14 protein-coding genes are annotated in these 19675 nt (G+C 48.8%); 13 read left to right on the top strand and 1 reads right to left on the bottom strand.

Annotation, left to right across the window (positions count from 1 at the left end; genetic code table 11):
* The first annotated feature begins 58 nt into the window (after window positions 1–58).
* The 12 genes from J2Z66_RS05070 (at window position 59) to J2Z66_RS05015 (ending at window position 17884) form a co-directional block, all read left to right on the top strand.
* Window positions 59–1195 (top strand): ABC transporter ATP-binding protein, encoded by a 1137-nt coding sequence (locus tag J2Z66_RS05070; protein ID WP_209970257.1) that lies wholly within the window; start codon window positions 59–61, stop codon window positions 1193–1195.
* The gene (locus tag J2Z66_RS05065) at window positions 1192–4236 is read left to right on the top strand and encodes an extracellular solute-binding protein (protein ID WP_209970256.1); all 3045 of its coding nucleotides are present in this window, start codon (window positions 1192–1194) and stop codon (window positions 4234–4236) included. Before J2Z66_RS05070 ends, J2Z66_RS05065 begins: the two co-directional genes overlap by 4 nt.
* Window positions 4223–5209, top strand: coding sequence for a carbohydrate ABC transporter permease (locus J2Z66_RS05060; RefSeq protein WP_209970255.1), 987 nt, complete (start codon window positions 4223–4225; stop codon window positions 5207–5209). Before J2Z66_RS05065 ends, J2Z66_RS05060 begins: the two co-directional genes overlap by 14 nt.
* 4 nt (window positions 5210–5213) lie before the next feature.
* Entirely contained in the window at window positions 5214–6119 is a 906-nt protein-coding gene (locus J2Z66_RS05055; RefSeq protein ID WP_312894386.1) for a carbohydrate ABC transporter permease, read from the top strand.
* Window positions 6120–8252, top strand: coding sequence for a YIP1 family protein (locus tag J2Z66_RS05050; RefSeq protein WP_209970254.1), 2133 nt, complete (start codon window positions 6120–6122; stop codon window positions 8250–8252).
* Window positions 8245–10545 carry a DUF5696 domain-containing protein gene (locus J2Z66_RS05045; protein ID WP_209970253.1) on the top strand — a complete coding sequence of 767 codons (2301 nt, stop codon included), beginning with the start codon at window positions 8245–8247 and terminating at the stop codon, window positions 10543–10545. The genes J2Z66_RS05050 and J2Z66_RS05045 overlap by 8 nt, the downstream gene beginning before the upstream one ends.
* Entirely contained in the window at window positions 10542–11456 is a 915-nt protein-coding gene (locus J2Z66_RS05040) for a carbohydrate ABC transporter permease (protein ID WP_245375266.1), read from the top strand. The genes J2Z66_RS05045 and J2Z66_RS05040 overlap by 4 nt, the downstream gene beginning before the upstream one ends.
* Window positions 11453–12436 carry a carbohydrate ABC transporter permease gene (locus tag J2Z66_RS05035; protein WP_209970252.1) on the top strand — a complete coding sequence of 328 codons (984 nt, stop codon included), beginning with the start codon at window positions 11453–11455 and terminating at the stop codon, window positions 12434–12436. The genes J2Z66_RS05040 and J2Z66_RS05035 overlap by 4 nt, the downstream gene beginning before the upstream one ends.
* A 184-nt stretch (window positions 12437–12620) precedes the next feature.
* Window positions 12621–14006 (top strand): ABC transporter substrate-binding protein, encoded by a 1386-nt coding sequence (locus J2Z66_RS05030; RefSeq protein ID WP_209970251.1) that lies wholly within the window; start codon window positions 12621–12623, stop codon window positions 14004–14006.
* A gap of 134 nt (window positions 14007–14140) precedes the next feature.
* A complete protein-coding gene (locus J2Z66_RS05025) occupies window positions 14141–16528 on the top strand; it encodes a DUF4838 domain-containing protein (RefSeq protein WP_209970250.1) in 2388 nt (795 codons plus the stop codon).
* Between the two features lie 321 nt (window positions 16529–16849).
* Window positions 16850–17614: an SDR family NAD(P)-dependent oxidoreductase gene (locus J2Z66_RS05020; RefSeq protein WP_209970249.1), complete on the top strand. Its 765-nt coding sequence runs from the start codon at window positions 16850–16852 to the stop codon at window positions 17612–17614.
* Between the two features lie 39 nt (window positions 17615–17653).
* On the top strand, window positions 17654–17884 hold the full coding sequence (locus tag J2Z66_RS05015) for a YczO family protein (RefSeq protein WP_209970248.1): 231 nt from the start codon (window positions 17654–17656) through the stop codon (window positions 17882–17884).
* 87 nt (window positions 17885–17971) lie between these two features.
* Here J2Z66_RS05015 and J2Z66_RS05010 read toward each other — a convergent pair whose 3' ends face one another.
* Complete coding sequence (locus J2Z66_RS05010) at window positions 17972–18625, bottom strand: GntR family transcriptional regulator (RefSeq protein ID WP_209970247.1); 654 nt, start codon at window positions 18623–18625, stop codon at window positions 17972–17974.
* A 222-nt stretch (window positions 18626–18847) separates the two neighbouring features.
* Between J2Z66_RS05010 and J2Z66_RS05005 the strand changes: the two genes are divergently transcribed.
* Window positions 18848–19549, top strand: coding sequence for a PIG-L deacetylase family protein (locus J2Z66_RS05005; RefSeq protein ID WP_209970246.1), 702 nt, complete (start codon window positions 18848–18850; stop codon window positions 19547–19549).
* Window positions 19550–19675: the final 126 nt, after the last annotated feature.

Here is a 19675-nt window from a genome sequence, read left to right as displayed (position 1 = left end):
TTTTAATAGTGAAAGAATCCCAGTAATGGATTGTTTGGATTAAGGGGGATATAGAGGCATGGGCAGTGTATCGTTTCAGCATGTATATAAGTTTTACAAAGATGAAAGCGTCCCTTCGGTCCATGATTTCCATCTGGACGTAGCCGACGGCGAGTTTCTCGTCATGGTCGGTCCGTCTGGCTGTGGTAAATCCACAACCTTGCGGATGTTGGCCGGACTGGAGGACGTCTCCAAGGGGGACATCTACATTGACGGGAAATTTACAAACTATGTATCACCGAAGGATCGGGACATTGCCATGGTATTTCAAAACTATGCGCTGTATCCGAACTTATCGGTCTATGACAATATGGCGCTAGGCCTGCAGCTGCGTAAGGTCGCTAAGCACGAGGTGGATCTGCGTGTGAGCAGGTCAGCCAAGATGCTTGAAATTTCACACTTGCTGACGAAGCGGCCGGGTCAATTGTCCGGGGGGCAGAAGCAGCGGGTCGCACTGGGGCGGGCGCTCGTACGTGAACCGAAGGCATTCCTGATGGATGAGCCGCTTTCCAACCTGGATGCCAAGCTGCGGGCACAGACGCGTACGGAAATCATAAAAATTCACAGCCAGCTAAAGACGACATTTGTTTATGTAACTCATGACCAGACGGAAGCGATGACGATGGGCACACGGATCGTAGTCATGCGCGACGGTAAAATTCAACAGGTGGCTGCACCACAAACACTCTATGATGAGCCGCGCAACATGTTTGTAGCCGGGTTTATCGGAACGCCACAAATGAATTTCATCGAAGGGGGAATTGTAGCACAAGCCGATGGTTTTTACTTCGAAAATAAACGGCTGAAGCTGCTTCTTCCGGAGAAGTATGCGCGGTATTTGCTGGGGATGAATACTAACCTGCGCCAAGTGGTGCTTGGGTTGCGCCCGGAGCATGTGCTGTGTGATTCAGAACAGTTACAAATGAATGCGTATACAAACTGGCAGGTGTCGGTCACGGTAGATATGAAGGAACCGATGGGCTCAGATACATATGTGCACGCTGACCTTGGCGGCATGGTGATTATATCACGGGCCGATGCTCATACACGGGTACAGGTAGGCGATACCGTGAAGCTGGTGCTTCGGATGGACAAAGCGCATTTGTTCGAGCGGGGGAGTGGGGAATCGCTAGTTACACCGGAGGTTGCCCTATGAAGAGGCGGAGGGTTTACCGCAACCTGGGGACTCTCGTCTGTGGTATCTCCCTATTGTGGGTGACCCTTTGGGGATTGCGTTCCTTATCTCAAGAACAACTGTTATTTCCAAAAATGGAAGTGAGTTCGATTAAATTGGGGTCTGCGGCAGCAAGCAGTTCCAATGCTCTCGCACAAACGACTCCACTTTACATGCAGTGGCAGCGTGAAAAACTGACATCGGATGTAAGGGGTGACCTGGGCATTTCACCCGTAAGAATCCAGGCTGCCGCTTATACGGCAGTTTCGGCAGAGAGTGAAATCGCTGTGCGTAGGGATGAGCAGAAAGCAGATGTTGTGGATTGGACCAACGAGCGAGGCTGGTTGGAATGGAACGTCGAGGTGCCTCAGGACGGACTCTATACGCTGGTCGTGGACTATTCCCCGTTAAAAGGAAGCTTTGCCAATGTCGTGCGCGGTGTGCAGATTGACGGGAGTTACCCTTATCAGGAAGCTGAGCGGATTACGCTGGAGCGGTGGTGGAAGGATGGCAAGTATCCGTACGACCGCAATGCGCTTGGCAACGAAATCCGTCCGGAGCAGGTCGAGCTTGAAGGCTGGCGTACGGTGCAGGTGGCCAATTACGCTGTTTCGTCGGAGCCGCTGCTGTGGCCGCTTTCGAAAGGCCGGCACACGATTCGGCTTACCGGCGGACGTGAGCCCGTGTCGATCGCGTCGCTGACGCTAACCGCGCCAAAGCCGATTCCGGTCTATGCCGACTATGTGGCTGCTGCAGAGCAAAAGGCTGGCACAGAGGTAGAGCCGGTGACTGCGACAGGAACAGGCAGCTTGGAGAAGGATGCTGGGCAGAATGGCTGGTATTCCGTCATCGAGGCAGAACGATACACGGTCAAATCGGCGATTGGGACGCAGACGCAAAGTGTTGCTGAGCCATATACTTCACCGGATCCCAAAGGGCGGATCGTCTATAACGCGATCGGTGGAGAGCGCTGGCAGCAAGCCGGAGATTGGATCGAATGGGAATTTACCGTGCCGGTAACAGGCTGGTATGCCATTGACTTGAAATACTTGCAAGGCTACAACGGAAGGGCGAATGCTTATCGTACGGTGATGCTGGATGGGGAAGTTCCTTTTCGCGAGATGCTCCATAGCAGGCTCCCGGCAAGTAGCGAGTGGGATATTCGCTCATTAACAGATGCTTTAGAGCAGCCCTATTTATTTCGACTGGAAGGCGGAACCCATCGGCTGCGTCTTATTGCCGACAGCTCATTGATCAACCTGGCCGTAGAAGGGCTGCGGGGTACCCTGGAGGATTTAAGCGTCATGGAGCGGGATATCCGTATCATCTCAGGCAACTATGGAACCGGGAGCAGCTCCAATCTCGATACCGGGAGGACATGGGATGTCAGGAAATACGATCCTGAGATCGAGACGAAGCTTTCTGGGATGATCCAGCGGTTGCGCTCGGTGCGCGATTACGTCGATGGATTGAACCAGAATGTGACCGACCCGACGACGGCGATCTCCTCAGCGATGAACAGCTTGGAGGAGCTGCTGGCGAATGTCAATGAGCTCCCGAACCAGGTGAAGGTGTTTGCGGACATTCAGACGAGCATCAACACTTGGATCAAGCCAATGGAAAGCCAAGGTGTAATGCTGGACTATATCGTCGTGCGCGATCCGGAAGCGAAGCCTGGGCTGAAGCTGCCTAACCTATGGGATAAGGTTAGCTACAGTGCGGTCAACTTCGCACGCACTTTTTTCCAAAGTTATGATCTGAAGGACTTGAATGAGGAAGAAGCGATTACCGTTTGGGTACAGCGTGGTCGTGATTATGTGGATCTGCTGCAAAAAATGATCGAAGCAGATTTCACACCCAAGACAGGCATTCGTGTGAACGTGAATTTGATGCCGAGCACGAATGTGCTGATGCTGGGCAACGCTGCAGGGGACCAGCCAGATATTGCACTTGGTATCGGGATGGAAACACCTGTCGATTATGCGATGCGTGGGGCGGCAGCGGACTTGTCACAGTTTCCTGGCTTCGAAGACGTGCTGAAGCGCTTTAACCCCGGGGTGATGCGATCGTACGCCTATAACGGGGGGATGTATGCTTTGCCGGAAACACAGACGTTCATGGTAATGTTTTATCGGACGGATGTGCTGGAGCGGCTCAGACTGACACCGCCGGATACTTGGGATGATGTGCTGGAACTGCTGCCGACGCTGCAGGAGAATGGTATGGATATCTATTATCCGACCAAAGAATTTGTGATGCCGTTTTATCAGCTTGGTGCGGAATTCTATACCGCCGATGGGATGTCGACAACGATTGATAGTAAAGCGGGGCAGGCTGCCTTTAAGAGATGGACCGATTTGTTTATCACGCACAATTTTCCGAAAGATGTACCGGCGTTTTTCAACCATTTTCGCTTTGGGGATATGCCGATTGGGATTGCTGATTACAATACATATATCCAGTTATCAGTAGCCGCCCCGGAAATTGTGGGGAAATGGAAGATGGCGCCCCTGCCTGGCGTACGTGGTGCAGATGGTCAAGTGGTCCGCTGGTCGGCACAAAGTACGACGGCAGGAATGCTGATGGAGAAAGGCAAGCGGAAGGAACAGGCATGGACGTTCCTGGATTGGTGGACGTCGACGGCCACGCAAGCGAAGTTCGCCAATGACATCGAATCGTTCGCAGGGATCGAATATCGCTGGAATCCGGCTAATATCGAGGCACTTAACTATGTGCCATGGCCGAGTGAGGATATGGAAGTGCTGGCTGAACAGGGGCGGTGGGGTAAAAATATGCCTTATGTGCCGGGATACTATTTCTTGGCACGTGAGATGGATTTCGCTTGGAATAACGCTGTGCTAAGCGGCATGCCAGGGAAAGAAGCGATCAGCAAAGCGGAAGTATCCCTGCAGCGGGAGATGGCACGCAAACAGAAGGAATTCGGCTTCGGACCCGGGACAGATTTGAAGGTGCCGATCGATGAGCAGTCGTTCGAGGGAGGGGGCAACCATGATGGGAAATAAGGGAGAACTGGCCTTAGGAGGAAGCACACCTGGCCAAGAGGTAGAACCGCGTTTTGTACGCCGGTTCCGGCAGTTTTTGCGGGAATGCTGGCGAGCCCGGTTATCGTACTTGTTTTTGGCTCCGTTTCTGATCGCTTTTGGTTGCTTTATTCTGATTCCGGTGTTCATGGCCGTTTTTCTTAGTGTCACCTCGTACAACGGATTTACGTTTCCGAAGTTTATCGGGGTCGATAATTTTATCGCACTAATTACACAGGACTTAGTATTTATGAAATATACATTACCGAATACGCTCAAATTTGCACTGATTGTTGGTCCAGGCGGCTACGCGCTGTCCTTTGTGTTTGCATGGCTGATCCATCAGCTGCCAAGAAGCGTACGGGATTACTTCACTTTGGCGTTCTATGCACCCTCAATGGCTGGTGGAGTGGCGTTATCTGTCATTTGGATTGCCACCTTCAGCGGGGACAGAGTTGGCTATTTGAACAACCTCCTGCTTAAGTTTGGACTGATTGAAACGTCGCAGCTGTGGCTGCAGGACCCGAAATATTTGATGAACATTATGATCATCGTCACCCTCTGGACCAGCATGGGCGTGGGATTTCTGGCGATGCTTGGTGGCTTGCAGACGGTCAATACGGAGCTGTATGAAGCCGGCCGAATTGACGGCATTAAGAATGCGCTGCAGGAAGTGTACTACATCACCATTCCGTCGATGAAGCCACAAATGCTGTTCAGTGCCGTGATGGCCATTGTGGGAACGCTGAAAGCCGGGGCGATTTCGACCCAACTGACGGGCCTGGCGATTACGCCGAGCTACTCGGGGCATTTAATGACGAATCATATCGATGATTATGCGTTCTTACGTTACGAGTGGGGCTATGCCTCGGCGATCTCGGTGGCGCTGCTGATTATTTCCTATTTGGCAATGCGGTTTTGCTATCGTTTGTTTGCGACGAAGGAGGGGGAATAATCCGGTGGCTCAACAACGGCTTTTGGGGTTTCCCAAGCTTTCCAAGAACACCAGGCTTAACAGGCTCCGTCGGATCTCCATATCCAGATCGCTGCTTGTCCTGTGCTTTATTGGTTTAGCAGTATTTATGCTGCTGCCGATCATCTTTTTGTTCAACAATGCCTTTAAACCACTGAGCGAGCTGTTCTTATTCCCGCCAACCATTTGGGTGAAAGAGCCCACGATGCGCAACTTCGAGCAGCTGTTTCTGCACGCTGGCGCGGGTGTTGTTCCGTTCACGCGTTACTTATTTAACAGCGTCATCGTTGTGTCGCTATCTTTGGTATTCGTTATTCTGGTCAGTACAATGGCGGGATATGTGCTGGCGAAGCATCACTTTCACTTCAAGGCGCTCATCATGTCGCTGATCATGCTGTCGCTGATGTTTGCACCGGAGACGGTGGCGATTCCGCGCTATTTGATCGTCAGCAGCTTGGGGATTACGAATACGTATCTGGCACATATCCTGCCGTTTATCGCTTCCCCGGTAGCGGTGTTTCTGATGAAGCAGTTTATTGATCAAATTCCGGATTCTCTATTAGAAGCGGCGAAGCTGGACGGAGCGAATGATATGTACATATTCACGCGCATCATCATCCCGCTGACTGCTCCTGCCGTAGCGACGATTGCGATCATTACGTTTCAAGCTGTCTACTTGGACGCTGAGGGCTCGACGCTGTACACGACCAAGGAGACGATGAAGACACTCGCCTTCTATGTGACGAGCTTAACGGCGAACCTTCAAAACAGTGTGGCCGGGCAAAGCATTGCGGCAGCAGCAGCGCTGCTGATGTTTATTCCAAATCTCATTATGTTCCTCCTGTTCCAGCGCAAAATGATCCAGACGATGCTGCATTCGGGGGTGAAATAAATGAGAGGACGGCTAAACAACAAAATGGTTTCCTATTTTGCTTTTGCTTGGGCATGGCAGCATGCTGTCCGGCAACAAAGTGGGGAGAAGCTTTTCAGACAAAAGAAAGCGTGTTTCGCTCTGCTCCTGTTGATCACGTTGGCTGTAACGCTGCAGTTTCCAACGGCTACATCGGCCCGCTTGCCTTACAACACGTGGTTTGTGGATCAGGAGACCAATCGTCAGGTGCGTATTCAACCTGTCTATGTGCCCTCTCAAGTGGTTGGCTATTCCGACATCGACGTGCCGCTTTTGGCACCGAATGATCTGTATATCACCGCTGATGACCACGTCTATGTGGCGGACACGGGTAACAACCGTATCGTCGAATACGATGAACAGGGGCGGTTCCTCCGGGCGGTAGGTACGGCTGAAGGCGATGGTGCCTTGAATGCACCTGAAGGTGTATTCGTCACCAAAGACGGGATGATTTACATTGCTGATACGGGCAACAAGCGTATTGCTGTGTATGATGCAGGCGGAGTGTATGTGCGCGCATTTGAAAAACCGCAATCAGTATTGTTGCCGGAGGGCTATTTTTATGTGCCTACCAAGCTTGTTGTCGACAACCGTGGGGTCATGTACGTCGTCAATAAGGACTCGTACCAAGGACTGCTGCGGATGAACGAAGAAGGAAAGTTTACCGGATTCTTTGGTGCTAATAAAACCGAGGTGGACTGGCTGACGCGCTTGAAGCGGACGATCCTCAATCAGACACAGATGGATAAAGAAATCGCCAAACGCCCAGGGGCGATTGCCAATGTTGCGATGACCAGCGACGGTTTTCTCTTGACAACTAGCTACGGCGTTGCCAAAGGTCAGATTAAGAAGCTGAATGCAGGGGGAGCGGATGCCTTTCTAAATAAGCCGTATAGCGAAAGCAAGCTTGTGGACACGGCGATCGATGCGGACCGCTTTTTATATGGGATGAATAGTGAGTTTGGGGAAATTTCCATTTATGATCCTTACGGGAATGCACTTGTTTATTTTGGAGATATGGATAAGCTGGCTCATCAGCAAGGGATTGTGAATTTTCCGACCAGTGTGGCTATCAACAGTAAGAAAGAGCTGTGGGTCGCTGACAGCAGTCTGAACTTGCTGCAGGTGTATAAACGGACAGCATTCGGGGAGGCCTTTTTGACGGCGTCCAAGCTGTATGTGGAGGGAAGCTACGAGGAAAGTAAGCCGTATTGGGAAGCGGTTATGAAAGAGAATGGCATGATGAATCTGCCGTACAACGGGTTGGGAGAAATTGCGCTGTTCGAGAAGCGTTATGCAAAGTCGATGTCGTACTTCAAAGATTCCTACGATGCGGCCGGGTATTCGGATGCGTTCTGGAATATACGTTATGACTGGATCCAGAGCTACTTGATCTATTCGATACTTGTGTTGATCTTCCTTATCGTGCTGCTGCGGTTTCTATTCAGAAAGATCCGGGTTTATGTGACCGTCCGTTCCTGGCCTCCGTTCGCGGCACAGTATGGAGGGGAAGCCAAAGATGCCTGGTACCTGATGTTCCATCCCTATGAAGGCTTCTATCGACTGAAAGAGCGGAAAATTTCAGTGTCCATGATCCTGACTCTATTGCTGCTTACGATCGGAATCCGGATTCTTTCCATTTACGGTATGGGCTTTATATTTCATCCTTATGATCTCAGTAAGGTGAATCTTGTGCTGGAGGTTTGCCTGCTGATCGTGCCTTGGATCACTTGGATTATAGCCAATTACTTGGTCAGCACGGTCAAGGGTGGTGAAGGCCGGTTTCGTGAAGTACTGCAAGCAAGTACCTATGCACTGGTTCCATACATTGTACTGATGATTCCGGCGATTCTTCTCTCGAACATTGTCGTGCTGGAAGAACGGATCGTTGTCGATTCGATCATTCAGGTGATGTGGATCTGGATCGCGGTGCAGTTCTTCATTATGACACAGGTGATCCACAATTTTGATTTTCTCGAAGCCGCCAAGAATGCGGGCATTACGCTGTTTACGATTGGAGTCATTTGGATATTTGTAGTGATTATGTCGGGGCTCAGCTACAACCTGTTTGACTTTGTGAAGCAAATTTACCGGGAGGTGACGTTCTATGCCTGATCTGGATGTCTCGAACAGCCCGGAGACCTCATCCAAAAGTCCCCAAAAAAAGTTGGCCCCTCTAGCGAGTGAGGGCTTATGGCTCAAACTATGGCACAAAACTCCATGGATGCGAAGGGTGATCCTAATCGCTGCCCTGGCGATTGTGCTCATGACCATCATCATGCTGACAAACCGGGATAAGCTGCCAAAGCTGCAGGAAATGGGGATTGTACAGCGGGTGCAAACCTTCATCCCGGTTGCTAAGGGTGAAGCGTGGCAGCCTGGTCCGCTCGATGCAGACGGTTTCGCGACGGTCTATGACAATGAGGGATTTACGCTGCTCCTTGCACCAGACACGACGCAAATCGCCGTGCGCAACAAGCAAAGCGGCTTCCTATGGCACAGCAATCCGGCCAAATCCCAGCTGGATAAAGAAACAGTGAAAGGGCTAATTCTTTCTAACCTGGAGTCACCATACGTCATGGAATATGTGAATGCGGGCAAAACGCAGCGGAACATGACAAATGCACTGGATGACAAGCTGGAAAAAAGCTTCATTAGAACCGAACACGGTGTCGAAGTCACCTACCGGTACACAAGTATAGGTCTCAGCCTGGCGATTCGCTATGAGCTGACCGCGGGCGGGCTGGAAGTGACCGTGCCTTCCCAAGGCATTGAGGAAAGCGGCGACAACCAGTTGTTCTCACTACAGCTTCTGCCGTTCTTTGGGGCTGTATCGGGCAAGGAAGAAGACGGATATCTATTTGTGCCTGACGGACCGGGGGGCTTGATTTATTATGACCGCACTCGTACCGCAGCAGGAAACCGATATGATTACATGATGTATGATGAGGATCCAGCTAACTTGCAAGAGCGCGACATTCCACGCGAGGCAATCGCTTATCCGGTATTTGGCATCAAGCGGGGCGAGGAGGCGTATGCCGCTATTGTCAAAGAGGGCAAGTATACGACTCGGATCACGGCGATGCCGGCGGGAGTACAGACGACGTACCATTCACTGGGGGCGAAGTTTATGTACCGGGAGGAGTATTTACGCAAAGTAAGTATGCTGGCCCCCGCCGTGAACTCGGTGCGCAAGGAGCGTACGCACCAGGATCGCAAGATCGAGTATCGGCTGCTGACAGGAAGCTCAGCAGATTACAGCGGAATGGCACAGGCATACCGCGATTACTTGTTGGAAACGCAGCAGCTTCCTGAATTGCTGCCGCAGGTGAAGCACATCCCGATGATGCTTGGCCTTGTAGGGGGTGGCACGAAGGATGTGTTCGGCGGCAATAGCTATATTCCGGCGACGACGTTTGCGCAGGCTGAACAGATGGTGGCGGAGCTGTCCGAACTAGGCGTTGCCAATATGAAGGTGCAGGTCCAAGGCTGGCAGGACGGTGGCTTCAGTGAAACCGACCGGCGCTTCCCCATACAGGCGAAGCTGGGGGGAGCAGAGGGAGTGAAGCGATTTACGACTGCTATGAAGGAGCGCGGCATCCCGGTGCTGTTCGAAGATTTTCTTACTTGGATGCGAATTGGGGAAACGAAACTCTCGATGAAAACGGAAGGGATTCGCAGCATCGACACGACAGTGTTCCACGATCTGCGAGGGACATCCTTCCTCCTGAATCCGGTGACGGCGGTTCGTTCGGCGAAAGTGACGATCGATAAGCTGGACGATCTTGGGATAGACGGCCTTGTATTTAATGGGGTCGGCAGCACGGTGTTTAGCGATTATGCGGTGAATGGACTGGAACGGGAGGATACAGCGCATCTCTATCAGTCGCTGCTGGCCTATACAAAGGAGCGGCTAGGCACAGTAGCAACTGACCGGGGCAACGATTATGTGCTGCAGTCGAGCGACTTGCTGTCACGCTTCCCACTCGAAGCCAGTTATGATTTCTTTATTGACGAGACAGTGCCCTTCTATCCGATGGCAGTCCACGGATCACTGCTCTATACGGGTGTAGAAGGCAACTTGCGCAACGAGTACGACAAGGAGCTGCTGAAAGCTCTCGAATACGGTGCGATTCCCTCGTTTCGCTTGACGTATGAACGCAGCCGTGAGCTAAAGGGCACCGATTACGACAATCTGTACAGCAGTGAATATGCCATATGGAAAGATCGCATTGTGGAAGAGTACAAGAAATTCGACGGGCTCGCGTCGTTAGTGAACCGCCGCATGGTGAAGCATAGCAAGCAAGCCGAAGGGATCTACACGATGACATATGATGAAGGAACCCAAGTAACCGTCGATTATAACAGCAACCGCTTCGACATCAGGAAAGGAGGGGGCACGCCATGAGCAAGCAGGAAAGGACAGAACGGAATGAACGGCGCAGGGGCTATTGGAGCTATCGCTGGAAAGACTATAGCACCGGGTACCTATTCATGCTGCCATGGGCGATTGGCTTCGCTGTATTTGTTGCCTTCCCGGTGGGATGGTCGTTCTTCAACAGCTTTAATAGCGTACGGCTGACAGGAGCCGGATTTACCTACACGTGGGTGGGACTGGATAATTTCCGGCGGGTACTCATGGAAGACAATGTGTATCCCATTAAACTGGTCACCTATTTTCAGGAAATGCTGCTCATAATCCCACTTATTCTGATCTTCTCCTTCTTTGTCTCGCTGCTGCTGAATCAGAAGATGCCTGGACGTGCTTTTATCCGCGCCATCTTCTTTCTGCCCGTCATCTTCGCTACCGGCCAGGTGCTGATGGAATTGTTCGGTCAAGGAGCGGGGAAACTGCCGTTCATTGAGCAATATAATCTGGAGGGGCTCTTGAGACAATATATGGGGCCGAGACTTGCAGAGCCGATGCTGAATGTATTGAGCCGAGCGGTTATCATCTTGTGGTATTCCGGCGTGCAGATTCTGATCTTTATCGCCGGCTATCAGACGATACCCAGGTCGGTGTATGAGGCGATTCGCATCGATGGAGCAACGCCATGGGAAAGCTTCTGGAAGATCACGCTGCCGGCTATGGTACCGTTCATTGGTCTGAACGCTGTGTTCACGATTGTCGACCTCTTTACGTTTCCATTCAACCCGGTCTTGGAGCAGGTGCGGGTGAACATGTTCCATCCGCAATTTGGATATGGCTATGCTAGCGCACAGGCGTGGATCTATTTTGCATTAATTCTGGTGTTGCTGGGTATAGCGCTCGGTCTCACCTATCGTTCGGTTGTGAAGAGGGGGGCGGTGGTCCGGTGAAATTAAGCAAAGGTTATCAGCAAGCCAAATCAGATCTCGACCAAAAGCTGCACAGCCGTCAGGCACAAAGGATCAAGAAGATGCTAATAGGACAGCATCTGAATGACGGATGGCTGGCGAAAATCTTCATCTATTTTCTGCTTGCGGTAATTGCGTTTCTTTATTTACAGCCGTTGTTTTATATGATGTCGACGATGGTTAAATCGGTCAGCGACCTGATTGACCCTGTCGTACAGTGGATTCCGCGTAAGATCCACGGACAGAATCTGGCCGATGCGTGGCGGGGCCTTCGTTATCCAGAGGCTTTCACGAATACCATTGTCATAGCCCTCTCGTGCTCTGTCTTGCAGGTCGTTTCCTGTGCGATTACCGGTTATGCTCTGGGGCGGCTTCATTTTCCGGGCAAAACATTGGCCTTTATTCTGATCATCGTGACGTTTCTGGTACCGCCACAAATTACGATTATCCCGATGTACACGGTCTTTGGCAAGCTTGGGTGGTTGAACACCCCCCTGGTCTTCATCATCCCGGCCTTGTTTGGTCAAGGGCTGCGGGGAGCGCTGTTTATTATTATTTTCCGGCAGTTTTTCCTGACGCAGCCAAAGGCGCTGGAGGAGGCGGCGAAGATGGACGGAGCGAGCGTTTTTCGCTTGTTCTTTCGCATTATGCTGCCACTCGCCCGTCCGGCGATTATCGTCGTGTTTTTGTTCTCGTTTATCTGGTACTGGAACGTGTCTTACGAGGCCTCGATGTTTTTAGGAAAGGACTTCCAGCCGTTATCGCTGCGGCTCAGTATGATGCAGCAGGAGCTGATGGGCAATAGTGCGATCGTTTATGGAGCTGGGGCGGGCAAAGATCCGATTTCCGAAGGGCCCAAAATGGCTGCGGCCTTCCTCATCATTTTCCCGCCGTTAATTATCTATACCATTACGCAGCGGTGGTTCACGGAAGGCATAGAGCGGACCGGGCTGGTAGAGTAGGGACAGATAGTAAGATGGAAGCGATAATGCTAGTCTTGTGTTGCGGATTTTGCTTGAAAGGAGGTGGCCGTCTGAATCGTCCGGATGATGTAAGCAATGAAAAGCAGCAGTGAAATCCGTTTGAGGGAATAGGCAAGCTTCATTGAAATTAAGGATAGTCAATTGAAAAATGGAGGATGTAAACATGAAACGATTGATGCGAAGAAGAGCGGGGTTTGCTTGGATCATGGCGTGTATATTAATGTTCACTATATTTACTACGGCATGCTCAAACAATTCAGGGGGAAAAGGGACCACATCGACGCCAGCACCAACAACGGTAGCAACAACCGACACGAAAGAAAGTGAGCCTCCGGTAGAGGAAGAGAAGCACGATCCGGTGACGCTGAAGCTGGTTACTTGGCATGTTGGAAACAATCAGGAGTTATTCGATATGTTTCACAAGAAGTATCCGTGGATTACGATTGAACCGGTTATTCCCGATGTAGCTCAAGAAGTCAAGGTGGCGGCGATGCAGGCCGCAGGAGACCCTGCGGATCTGACCTGGATCAATGATTTGAGTGCATTTACGAAGGACGATATGCTGGAGGACTTGACGCCGTACATTGCGAAGGATCCAACAATCCAATCGGCCAACATAGTTGACGGTATTCTGGAAGCTTATAAAACTAAGGATAAGACCTATGCGCTGCCGTTCACCAGCATATTCGAGTTTATCGTGGTGAATAAGGATTTGCTGAAAAAACATGGCATGGAAATGCCAGGAAACGACTGGACCTATGATGACTTCCTGGAAATGGCGAGAAAGGCCACCGATCCTGCAGCTAGTGAATACGGGCTTTCATTTGATTCGATGATGGTATCTCAATTCAAATGGATCCTTCCGGTGGCTAACGGAAATGCAGCGAATCTGATGTTCTTAAACGAAGATTTTACGCAAAGCGTAGCCCATACACCGGGAGTGCTGGCTGATCTGAAATGGTTGCAAGAGTTGACGACCAAATGGCATGTACGCCCGAGTGGGGAGGAAGGCATTAAATTAGGGTGGGAAACGGCTAATAACTTCCTGACTGGTAAAGTGCTGTTCACGCTTGGCGCGGACTGGGTGCTGCCGGGCTACCAGAAGGACGCTACCTTCGAGTGGGATATTCTCCCGCTTCCTAAAGGCAAGGTCAAACAAGCTACAGTTAGTATGCTTGGAGCGATAGGTATTCCAAGTGCCTCCAAGCATAAGGAAGAAGCTTTCAAATGGATCAGCTTCTTGTATGAAGTCGAGGCGCAAAAATGGATGGCGAGAAATGGATCGAACACGTTTATTATCGACCCTGAACTTGATAAAGCCATTGACGAAGCGCCGGTCTGGCAAGGGAAAAACGTCGAGGCAGTTAAAATGTCGAGGACGATGTGCTGCCTTTTGCTAGGAACTCCGGAGTTAGATTTTTACCAGGTGAATGTGGATAATGTATTGACCGGGCTTCTGGAAAACGGAGGGGACATCAACTCCATAGTGCCTAGTGTAGAAGCGTTTAACAAGAAAACGTTGGAGACTCGTAAGCTGCTCGGTTGGTAATGGGCTTTTATGAGTCAAGAAGGCGCAATAGTATGTGAAAGAAAAAAAGGATAAGCTATAATTAATACATGACAGGGTCTCCCTTCCAGGTAGTATGGATGGGGAGACCCATATTAATAGAGGGGGAACTTGGAATGAAGTCTGAACTGCATCATGGAATGAACATTAGTAATGGGGGACAGATACTTGCAGTCGCATTAATCGCTCCGGATGCATCAGGCCAAACCCGCAGTGCGGCCGAAATGCTTATCAGATATTTACAGCAATCTACAGGAGGAAGCATGCAGCTTCAATCCACTCTCGATTCGAAGATACCTGACGGTATGTACCGTATTTATATTGGCACCATTCCTCCAGAAAGTAAATCTGAAGTAGATAAGCTGCTGACAAGTCTGGGTAGTGATGGTTTTGTCTTATTTCCTCATGAGGATAGTTTAACGATTATCGGTTCCACACCATGGGGAACAGAATTTGGCGTCATTGAATTTCTTGAGCGATATGTGGGTGTGAGCTGGCTGCTGCCAGGGGCTGATGGAGAGGATGTTCCACATCGTCCCGAACTCTGTATTCCATTCGAGACTATACGTGAAGAGCCTGCTTCCATTTCTAGACACTTCTTTGGCACAGAGCCAGCTGGATCACTTGCTGAATGGGCGAAAAGAAACCGTATGCATGACAGTATTCATTTTCATCATAATATGACGGTACTGTTTGATACGCAAGTATTTGCTGATCATGCTGAATATTATCCAGATGGTCTTGTTCCCACGCATCCAGACAATTGGCAGCCTTGTATGAATGAGGCTACGGCTGCTGCAGCAATCCAGCGGATCATTGCTTTCTTTGATGAAAATCCTGAGGAAATATCCTACTCGCTAGGAATCAATGACAGCTTGAATTACTGTGAAGCGAATCCGCAGCACCCCAACTATACGGGAAAAATAAATTCGATCGGCTATTTGGATATGTCAGATGTTTATTACCCTTGGGTGAACAAAATTGTTGAAGGTGTTTTACAGGTATACCCAGATAAGTATTTCGGATTGCTAGCTTACTGGAATGTCTATGATCCGCCGACAACAGTCAGGCTCCATCCCCGTGTTATCCCTTATATTACGGATGACCGGATGAGCTGGATCGAACCGGATAAACAAACAGCGGGTCATCATCATACCGAAAGGTGGCAGCTTGCAGCCGATCATTTGGCTTTCTATGAATATTTATATGGCAATCCGTACTGCGTCCCGCGTATGTATGTAAATAAGATGGCTGAAAACTACGTCTACGCTGAAAATCATGGGGTCATTGCTCATGTAGCAGAACTTTTTCCGAATTTCGGTGAAGGCCCCAAACCATGGATTTCGGCCAAATTGCAATGGAACCCTAAGCAGGATGTTACCTCACTGATGAATGAATGGGTTGTTCGAGCCGTTGGTGCTGAAGCTGCCCCTTTCCTGCAGCAGTACTTTGATAAATGGGAGCTTTTCTGGACGACAAGTATTTGCTCAACAGCTTGGTACCGGAAGTGGGCGGATTCTTCAGTCAGGTACAACTTTCTTGATCTTTTCGATCCTAGTTATTTACAAGATATTTCCTTTCAAGACATTGTGGAATGCCGACAGCTGATGGAGCAGGTTGTGGTTAAGGCGGCTACAGATGCACAAAAGAAACGGGCTCAACTGCTCATGTGCACATTTGAATATTATGAGGCTTCTGTTCTGAGTTATATGCAGAGTCATGGAATCAACTTGCCGGCTTCCGCGCAAGAGGCACTTGAATTGCTGATAGCTAATAGCCAGTGTATGGAATTCGCTGATAAGCGGCTGAACCTGATTACGCAGTTCCAAGCTCACCCCGCTATCTTTGCATCGACGGATTTATTTTCGTTTCAAGGTGTTTGGATATGGAGAGGGACGGAGAGGGCGATTACATCTGGTTTGTTAGACTGGATTAAGCATACACCGGATAAGGAAGCCTTCATGGAGCAGCTCGAAATATTTGCGCGGGATGAGCAGAAGCCCTTTCTGCGAGATTATGCATTGTTTGTTCTGGCCGTCATGGATCAAAAAAAGAATGTAATAGAGACTAACAGTCTTGATATGACAGCGTACATACATCCAGATCAGCAAGCTTTGGCATGGAAATGGACATTGAGAGAGATCAGCGGTCTAAGTCATGGAACCATCTCGTTAGATGCCATGCCACTGGAAGTTGGTACCTACGGTGCTGTGGTCCAATTAAATGTACTGGAAGAGTCTCAGGCACAGACATGTGCAAACTGGTATTTTCCTATATTAGATGAAAATAATGAAATTGTAGATCAGGTTATTACGGGTAGAGTGCCCGTATCTTCAAGTGAGGGTGCGGAGATTGAACTAGAGGTTATATTTGAAGTTGCCAAAGAGGGCTGCAAGGTCCCTCTCACCTTCCAAATATACGATATTAAACAGGGGGAAGATTTTAAGGTGGGTATGAAGAGTCTTTCATTATATAGTTTAAATAATGATCAGAATCAAATATAAAGGACAAATGAAAGGGGCTTCAGAGCTAAAATTCTGAGGTCTTTTTTTCAATGAATGCTTTAATTAATTAACGCTTTAACGCTTTTAAATTTTTAAGTGTTGGAAAAAAATTATCTCTGTGGACTCATACAAACTATATATCCACTATTCCTTTTAATGCAGATATAGATAGATAAAGCAGTCTATGCTCCTCCATTCCAAATTTATGATTTTTCTGGGCTATGAATCATAATCTGGGGATGAAAATGGGAACAATAGTAAAATGTTTTGTTTGAGCCAGGCAATCTACAAGAAGTCATAAAGTACAGCAGGAAGGAGGACATGACACTGAAACCATTTATAGGGGGAAATGTGGTCATTACAGACGGAGTCAAGGGGATTGGCAGGGGAGTTGTCGAGGGCTTTGCCGCCGCGGGAGCCAAGATTGTGTTTTCGGGATCAGACTATGATGAGGGGCCTTATGTTCAGGATGAAATCAGGGAAGCTTGCCGCAACGAGCAAATTTACTTTATAGGCGCAGATGTATGCGATGTAGAGGATGTGCAAAGATTTATCATTCTGGCACTGGAATATATGGGGCATGTTGACGTTCTTGTACATAATGCCAGTGACCTGTTGGACAGTGGTGCTGCTTCAGTTGTGGATGGGGAGCGTGTTCAAGCGCTAAATAGGAGCGGGGAACGCTGTGTAGAGGGTTTTCTGCCTGGCATGCTGGAGCGGAAGCGGGGCTCGATTATCAGTTTGTCTTCCTTGATTGTTTTGGGCAAAGATGGTTTTGCCTCGTATTCAGGCTACAAAGAGGGGGGAGCTATGCCTTCCAAATCAACCGTGCTCAGGCATGCGGCCAGCGGCATCCGGTTTAATGCGGTTGTTGCTGGTATGCTGGCTACTCCAGCTGCAGAGAGGTGGGCTGGCGTTCAGGCCAATGCGGTCAAAGTCATGGAGATTCCGATGGGAGTCAAGGGGACGGTGGATGATATGGCTCATGCTGTGATGTTTTTGGCATCGGATAAGGCCTCTTACATTACGGGTCAAACGTTGTTTGTGGATGGCGGCCTATCCTTGCTGTTTAACAATCCCCGATAAAAGGTATACATACCTATCAGGGAAAAAGGAGGTGAGCGCATGAACGAGTGGGAAAAAAATTCTCAAAAGGTGAAGCAGCAGGGCAGCAGAGACCACCCGGAGCAGTATCCGACGGAAAATGAAAGCTTATTCGACTTATATAAAAGCCAGAGGACGGTAGATCCGATTCCGGTAGAGGATTTAACTATGGAAAAAAAGGAAGAGAAACGGAAAGATGAAACCAAAAGCAATTCATCCAGTGCCAATAAGTATAAAAGTGGTTTTGAATAAAATCGTTATGAGTTATATGATTTATCGCAATAAATCGCCCGAATGGCTGCACTTCATCAGCCGGGGGCGATTTTTTTATCTTCAAGGCTATGAAAAAAGAAACGATTCTTCCCCTTCCATGTGGTACTGAAGCTCTTGCTGAATAAGCTCCAGGTCCTTGGTGATCAGCTTATCGAGCAATGCCTGGTGATCCTTCACAATTTTATCGTTGTTATGGTAGCCGACATTTTTGATGAAATGCAGTCTAGTTTGATTCAAAATGCTTTTCCAGGTAAGAATAACCGTTCTTTCGGGAGCTAAGCCAATAATAGTCTCATGGAATTGGACATCGAGCTCAACGAGCCGGTCTCTATTGTTTTCCTTGAGATTAACGTCCATACTTTCAATGATTTGCTGCATCTGGTCAAAAAAGGCCTCATTCATTTGATGAATGTATTTCTTAATTACGTACCATTCCAAATGAAACCGGATCGGAATCAGGATGTCCTTCACTTCCTCCACATCAATATCCGCAACTACCGTTTCTTTGTAGGGATATGTGATTAACAGTCCTTCTCTTTCCAATTGACGGATCGCTTCTCTAATCGGCCCCCGGCTGACGCCCATCTGAACCGCGATATCAATTTCCTTCAATCTGCTACCTGGCTGCAGCTCACCCTTGAGAATGGCATTTCTTATATCATTGGTAACCTTCTCGCGAAGGGAAATATTGCTTTGCTGATTAAAGGTGAAACTAGTCATAGAAACTGCCCTCCGTATTTGAGAAAAAAGATCGTTGTCATTTTACCTTAGCGGGATGAGGTGATTTTGTCAACAATATTGAAATAACAACGGAAATATTTTTAAATAAATATTGTTGACAATATTTAAATATCGGTATTTAATGAGATTAGGAAGTTTATTAATAATATTCAAAAAATGCAGAAGAGACTATTATCCAGCAAAACTTTTAGGAGGAACGATATGAGAGTACTGGCAATTGGGGCGCATCCGGATGACATTGAAGGACTGTGCGGAGGAACGCTGGCAAAATGTGCGGCAAGAGGCGATCAAGTAACGATGATGATTGCTACGAATGGCAATGTGGGCTCGCCGACTTTAAGTAAAGAGGAAATTGCTGCTATCCGCAAAAAAGAGGCAGAAAGATCTGCTGCACTTATAGGCGCGGATCTGATTTGGATGGGATTTGATGATGAATTCTTATTTCATGACCGGGAAACCCGGCTTGCCTTTATCAATGCGATTCGTAAGGCAAATCCGGATTTCATGATTGTCCATGGATCAACCGATTATCATCCCGACCATCGGATCGCTGGGGAAATTGCTATCGATTGCCGAATCCCTGTTACAGTTCCATTAATTGAAACTGAATACCCGCCTATGAGTAAAATTCCACATGTTTTTATTATGGATAACATTGGTTCAATCGGTTTTGATCCAGAGGTTTATGTGGATATTAGCGATACATTCGATAAACGAAGTGAAATGCTGAAATGTCATGAAAGCCAGGACATTTGGCTCAAGCATGTGTATGGCATGGATTATATTGAGTTTCTCGCCAGACCTGCAGCGATGAGAGGAATGGCAATCGGCGCCAAGTATGCAGAAGCTTTCCGCAGTCTTCCAATGTATCCGGTAACTGGAGGCCCACATCTTCTTCCTTAGGCTTAAGGGATAAGTGCAGGAAACATTAAATAGAAAATTCATTCGAAAATCATTCAAAACTTCATACGAAACTTCATTCGAAATTTCCAAGAAATTTTAACACGAGATTTTCGCTTGAAAATTGGT

The sequence above is a fragment of the Paenibacillus eucommiae genome, assembly GCF_017874215.1.
GTDB lineage: Bacteria > Bacillota > Bacilli > Paenibacillales > NBRC-103111 > Paenibacillus_AI > Paenibacillus_AI eucommiae.
This window is presented reverse-complemented; position numbering and strand designations above follow the sequence as displayed.

Excerpts from the sequence above, each read along its gene's own strand:
- J2Z66_RS05070 (WP_209970257.1), top strand. The coding sequence starts at position 59 with ATGGGCAGTGTATCGTTTCAGCATGTATATAAGTTTTACAAAGATGAA.
- J2Z66_RS05065 (WP_209970256.1), top strand. The coding sequence starts at position 1,192 with ATGAAGAGGCGGAGGGTTTACCGCAACCTGGGGACTCTCGTCTGTGGT.
- J2Z66_RS05060 (WP_209970255.1), top strand. The coding sequence starts at position 4,223 with ATGATGGGAAATAAGGGAGAACTGGCCTTAGGAGGAAGCACACCTGGC.
- J2Z66_RS05050 (WP_209970254.1), top strand. The coding sequence starts at position 6,120 with ATGAGAGGACGGCTAAACAACAAAATGGTTTCCTATTTTGCTTTTGCT.
- J2Z66_RS05045 (WP_209970253.1), top strand. The coding sequence starts at position 8,245 with ATGCCTGATCTGGATGTCTCGAACAGCCCGGAGACCTCATCCAAAAGT.
- J2Z66_RS05040 (WP_245375266.1), top strand. The coding sequence starts at position 10,542 with ATGAGCAAGCAGGAAAGGACAGAACGGAATGAACGGCGCAGGGGCTAT.
- J2Z66_RS05030 (WP_209970251.1), top strand. The coding sequence starts at position 12,621 with ATGAAACGATTGATGCGAAGAAGAGCGGGGTTTGCTTGGATCATGGCG.
- J2Z66_RS05025 (WP_209970250.1), top strand. The coding sequence starts at position 14,141 with ATGAAGTCTGAACTGCATCATGGAATGAACATTAGTAATGGGGGACAG.
- J2Z66_RS05020 (WP_209970249.1), top strand. The coding sequence starts at position 16,850 with ATGACACTGAAACCATTTATAGGGGGAAATGTGGTCATTACAGACGGA.
- J2Z66_RS05015 (WP_209970248.1), top strand. The coding sequence starts at position 17,654 with ATGAACGAGTGGGAAAAAAATTCTCAAAAGGTGAAGCAGCAGGGCAGC.
- J2Z66_RS05010 (WP_209970247.1), bottom strand. The coding sequence starts at position 18,625 with ATGACTAGTTTCACCTTTAATCAGCAAAGCAATATTTCCCTTCGCGAG.
- J2Z66_RS05005 (WP_209970246.1), top strand. The coding sequence starts at position 18,848 with ATGAGAGTACTGGCAATTGGGGCGCATCCGGATGACATTGAAGGACTG.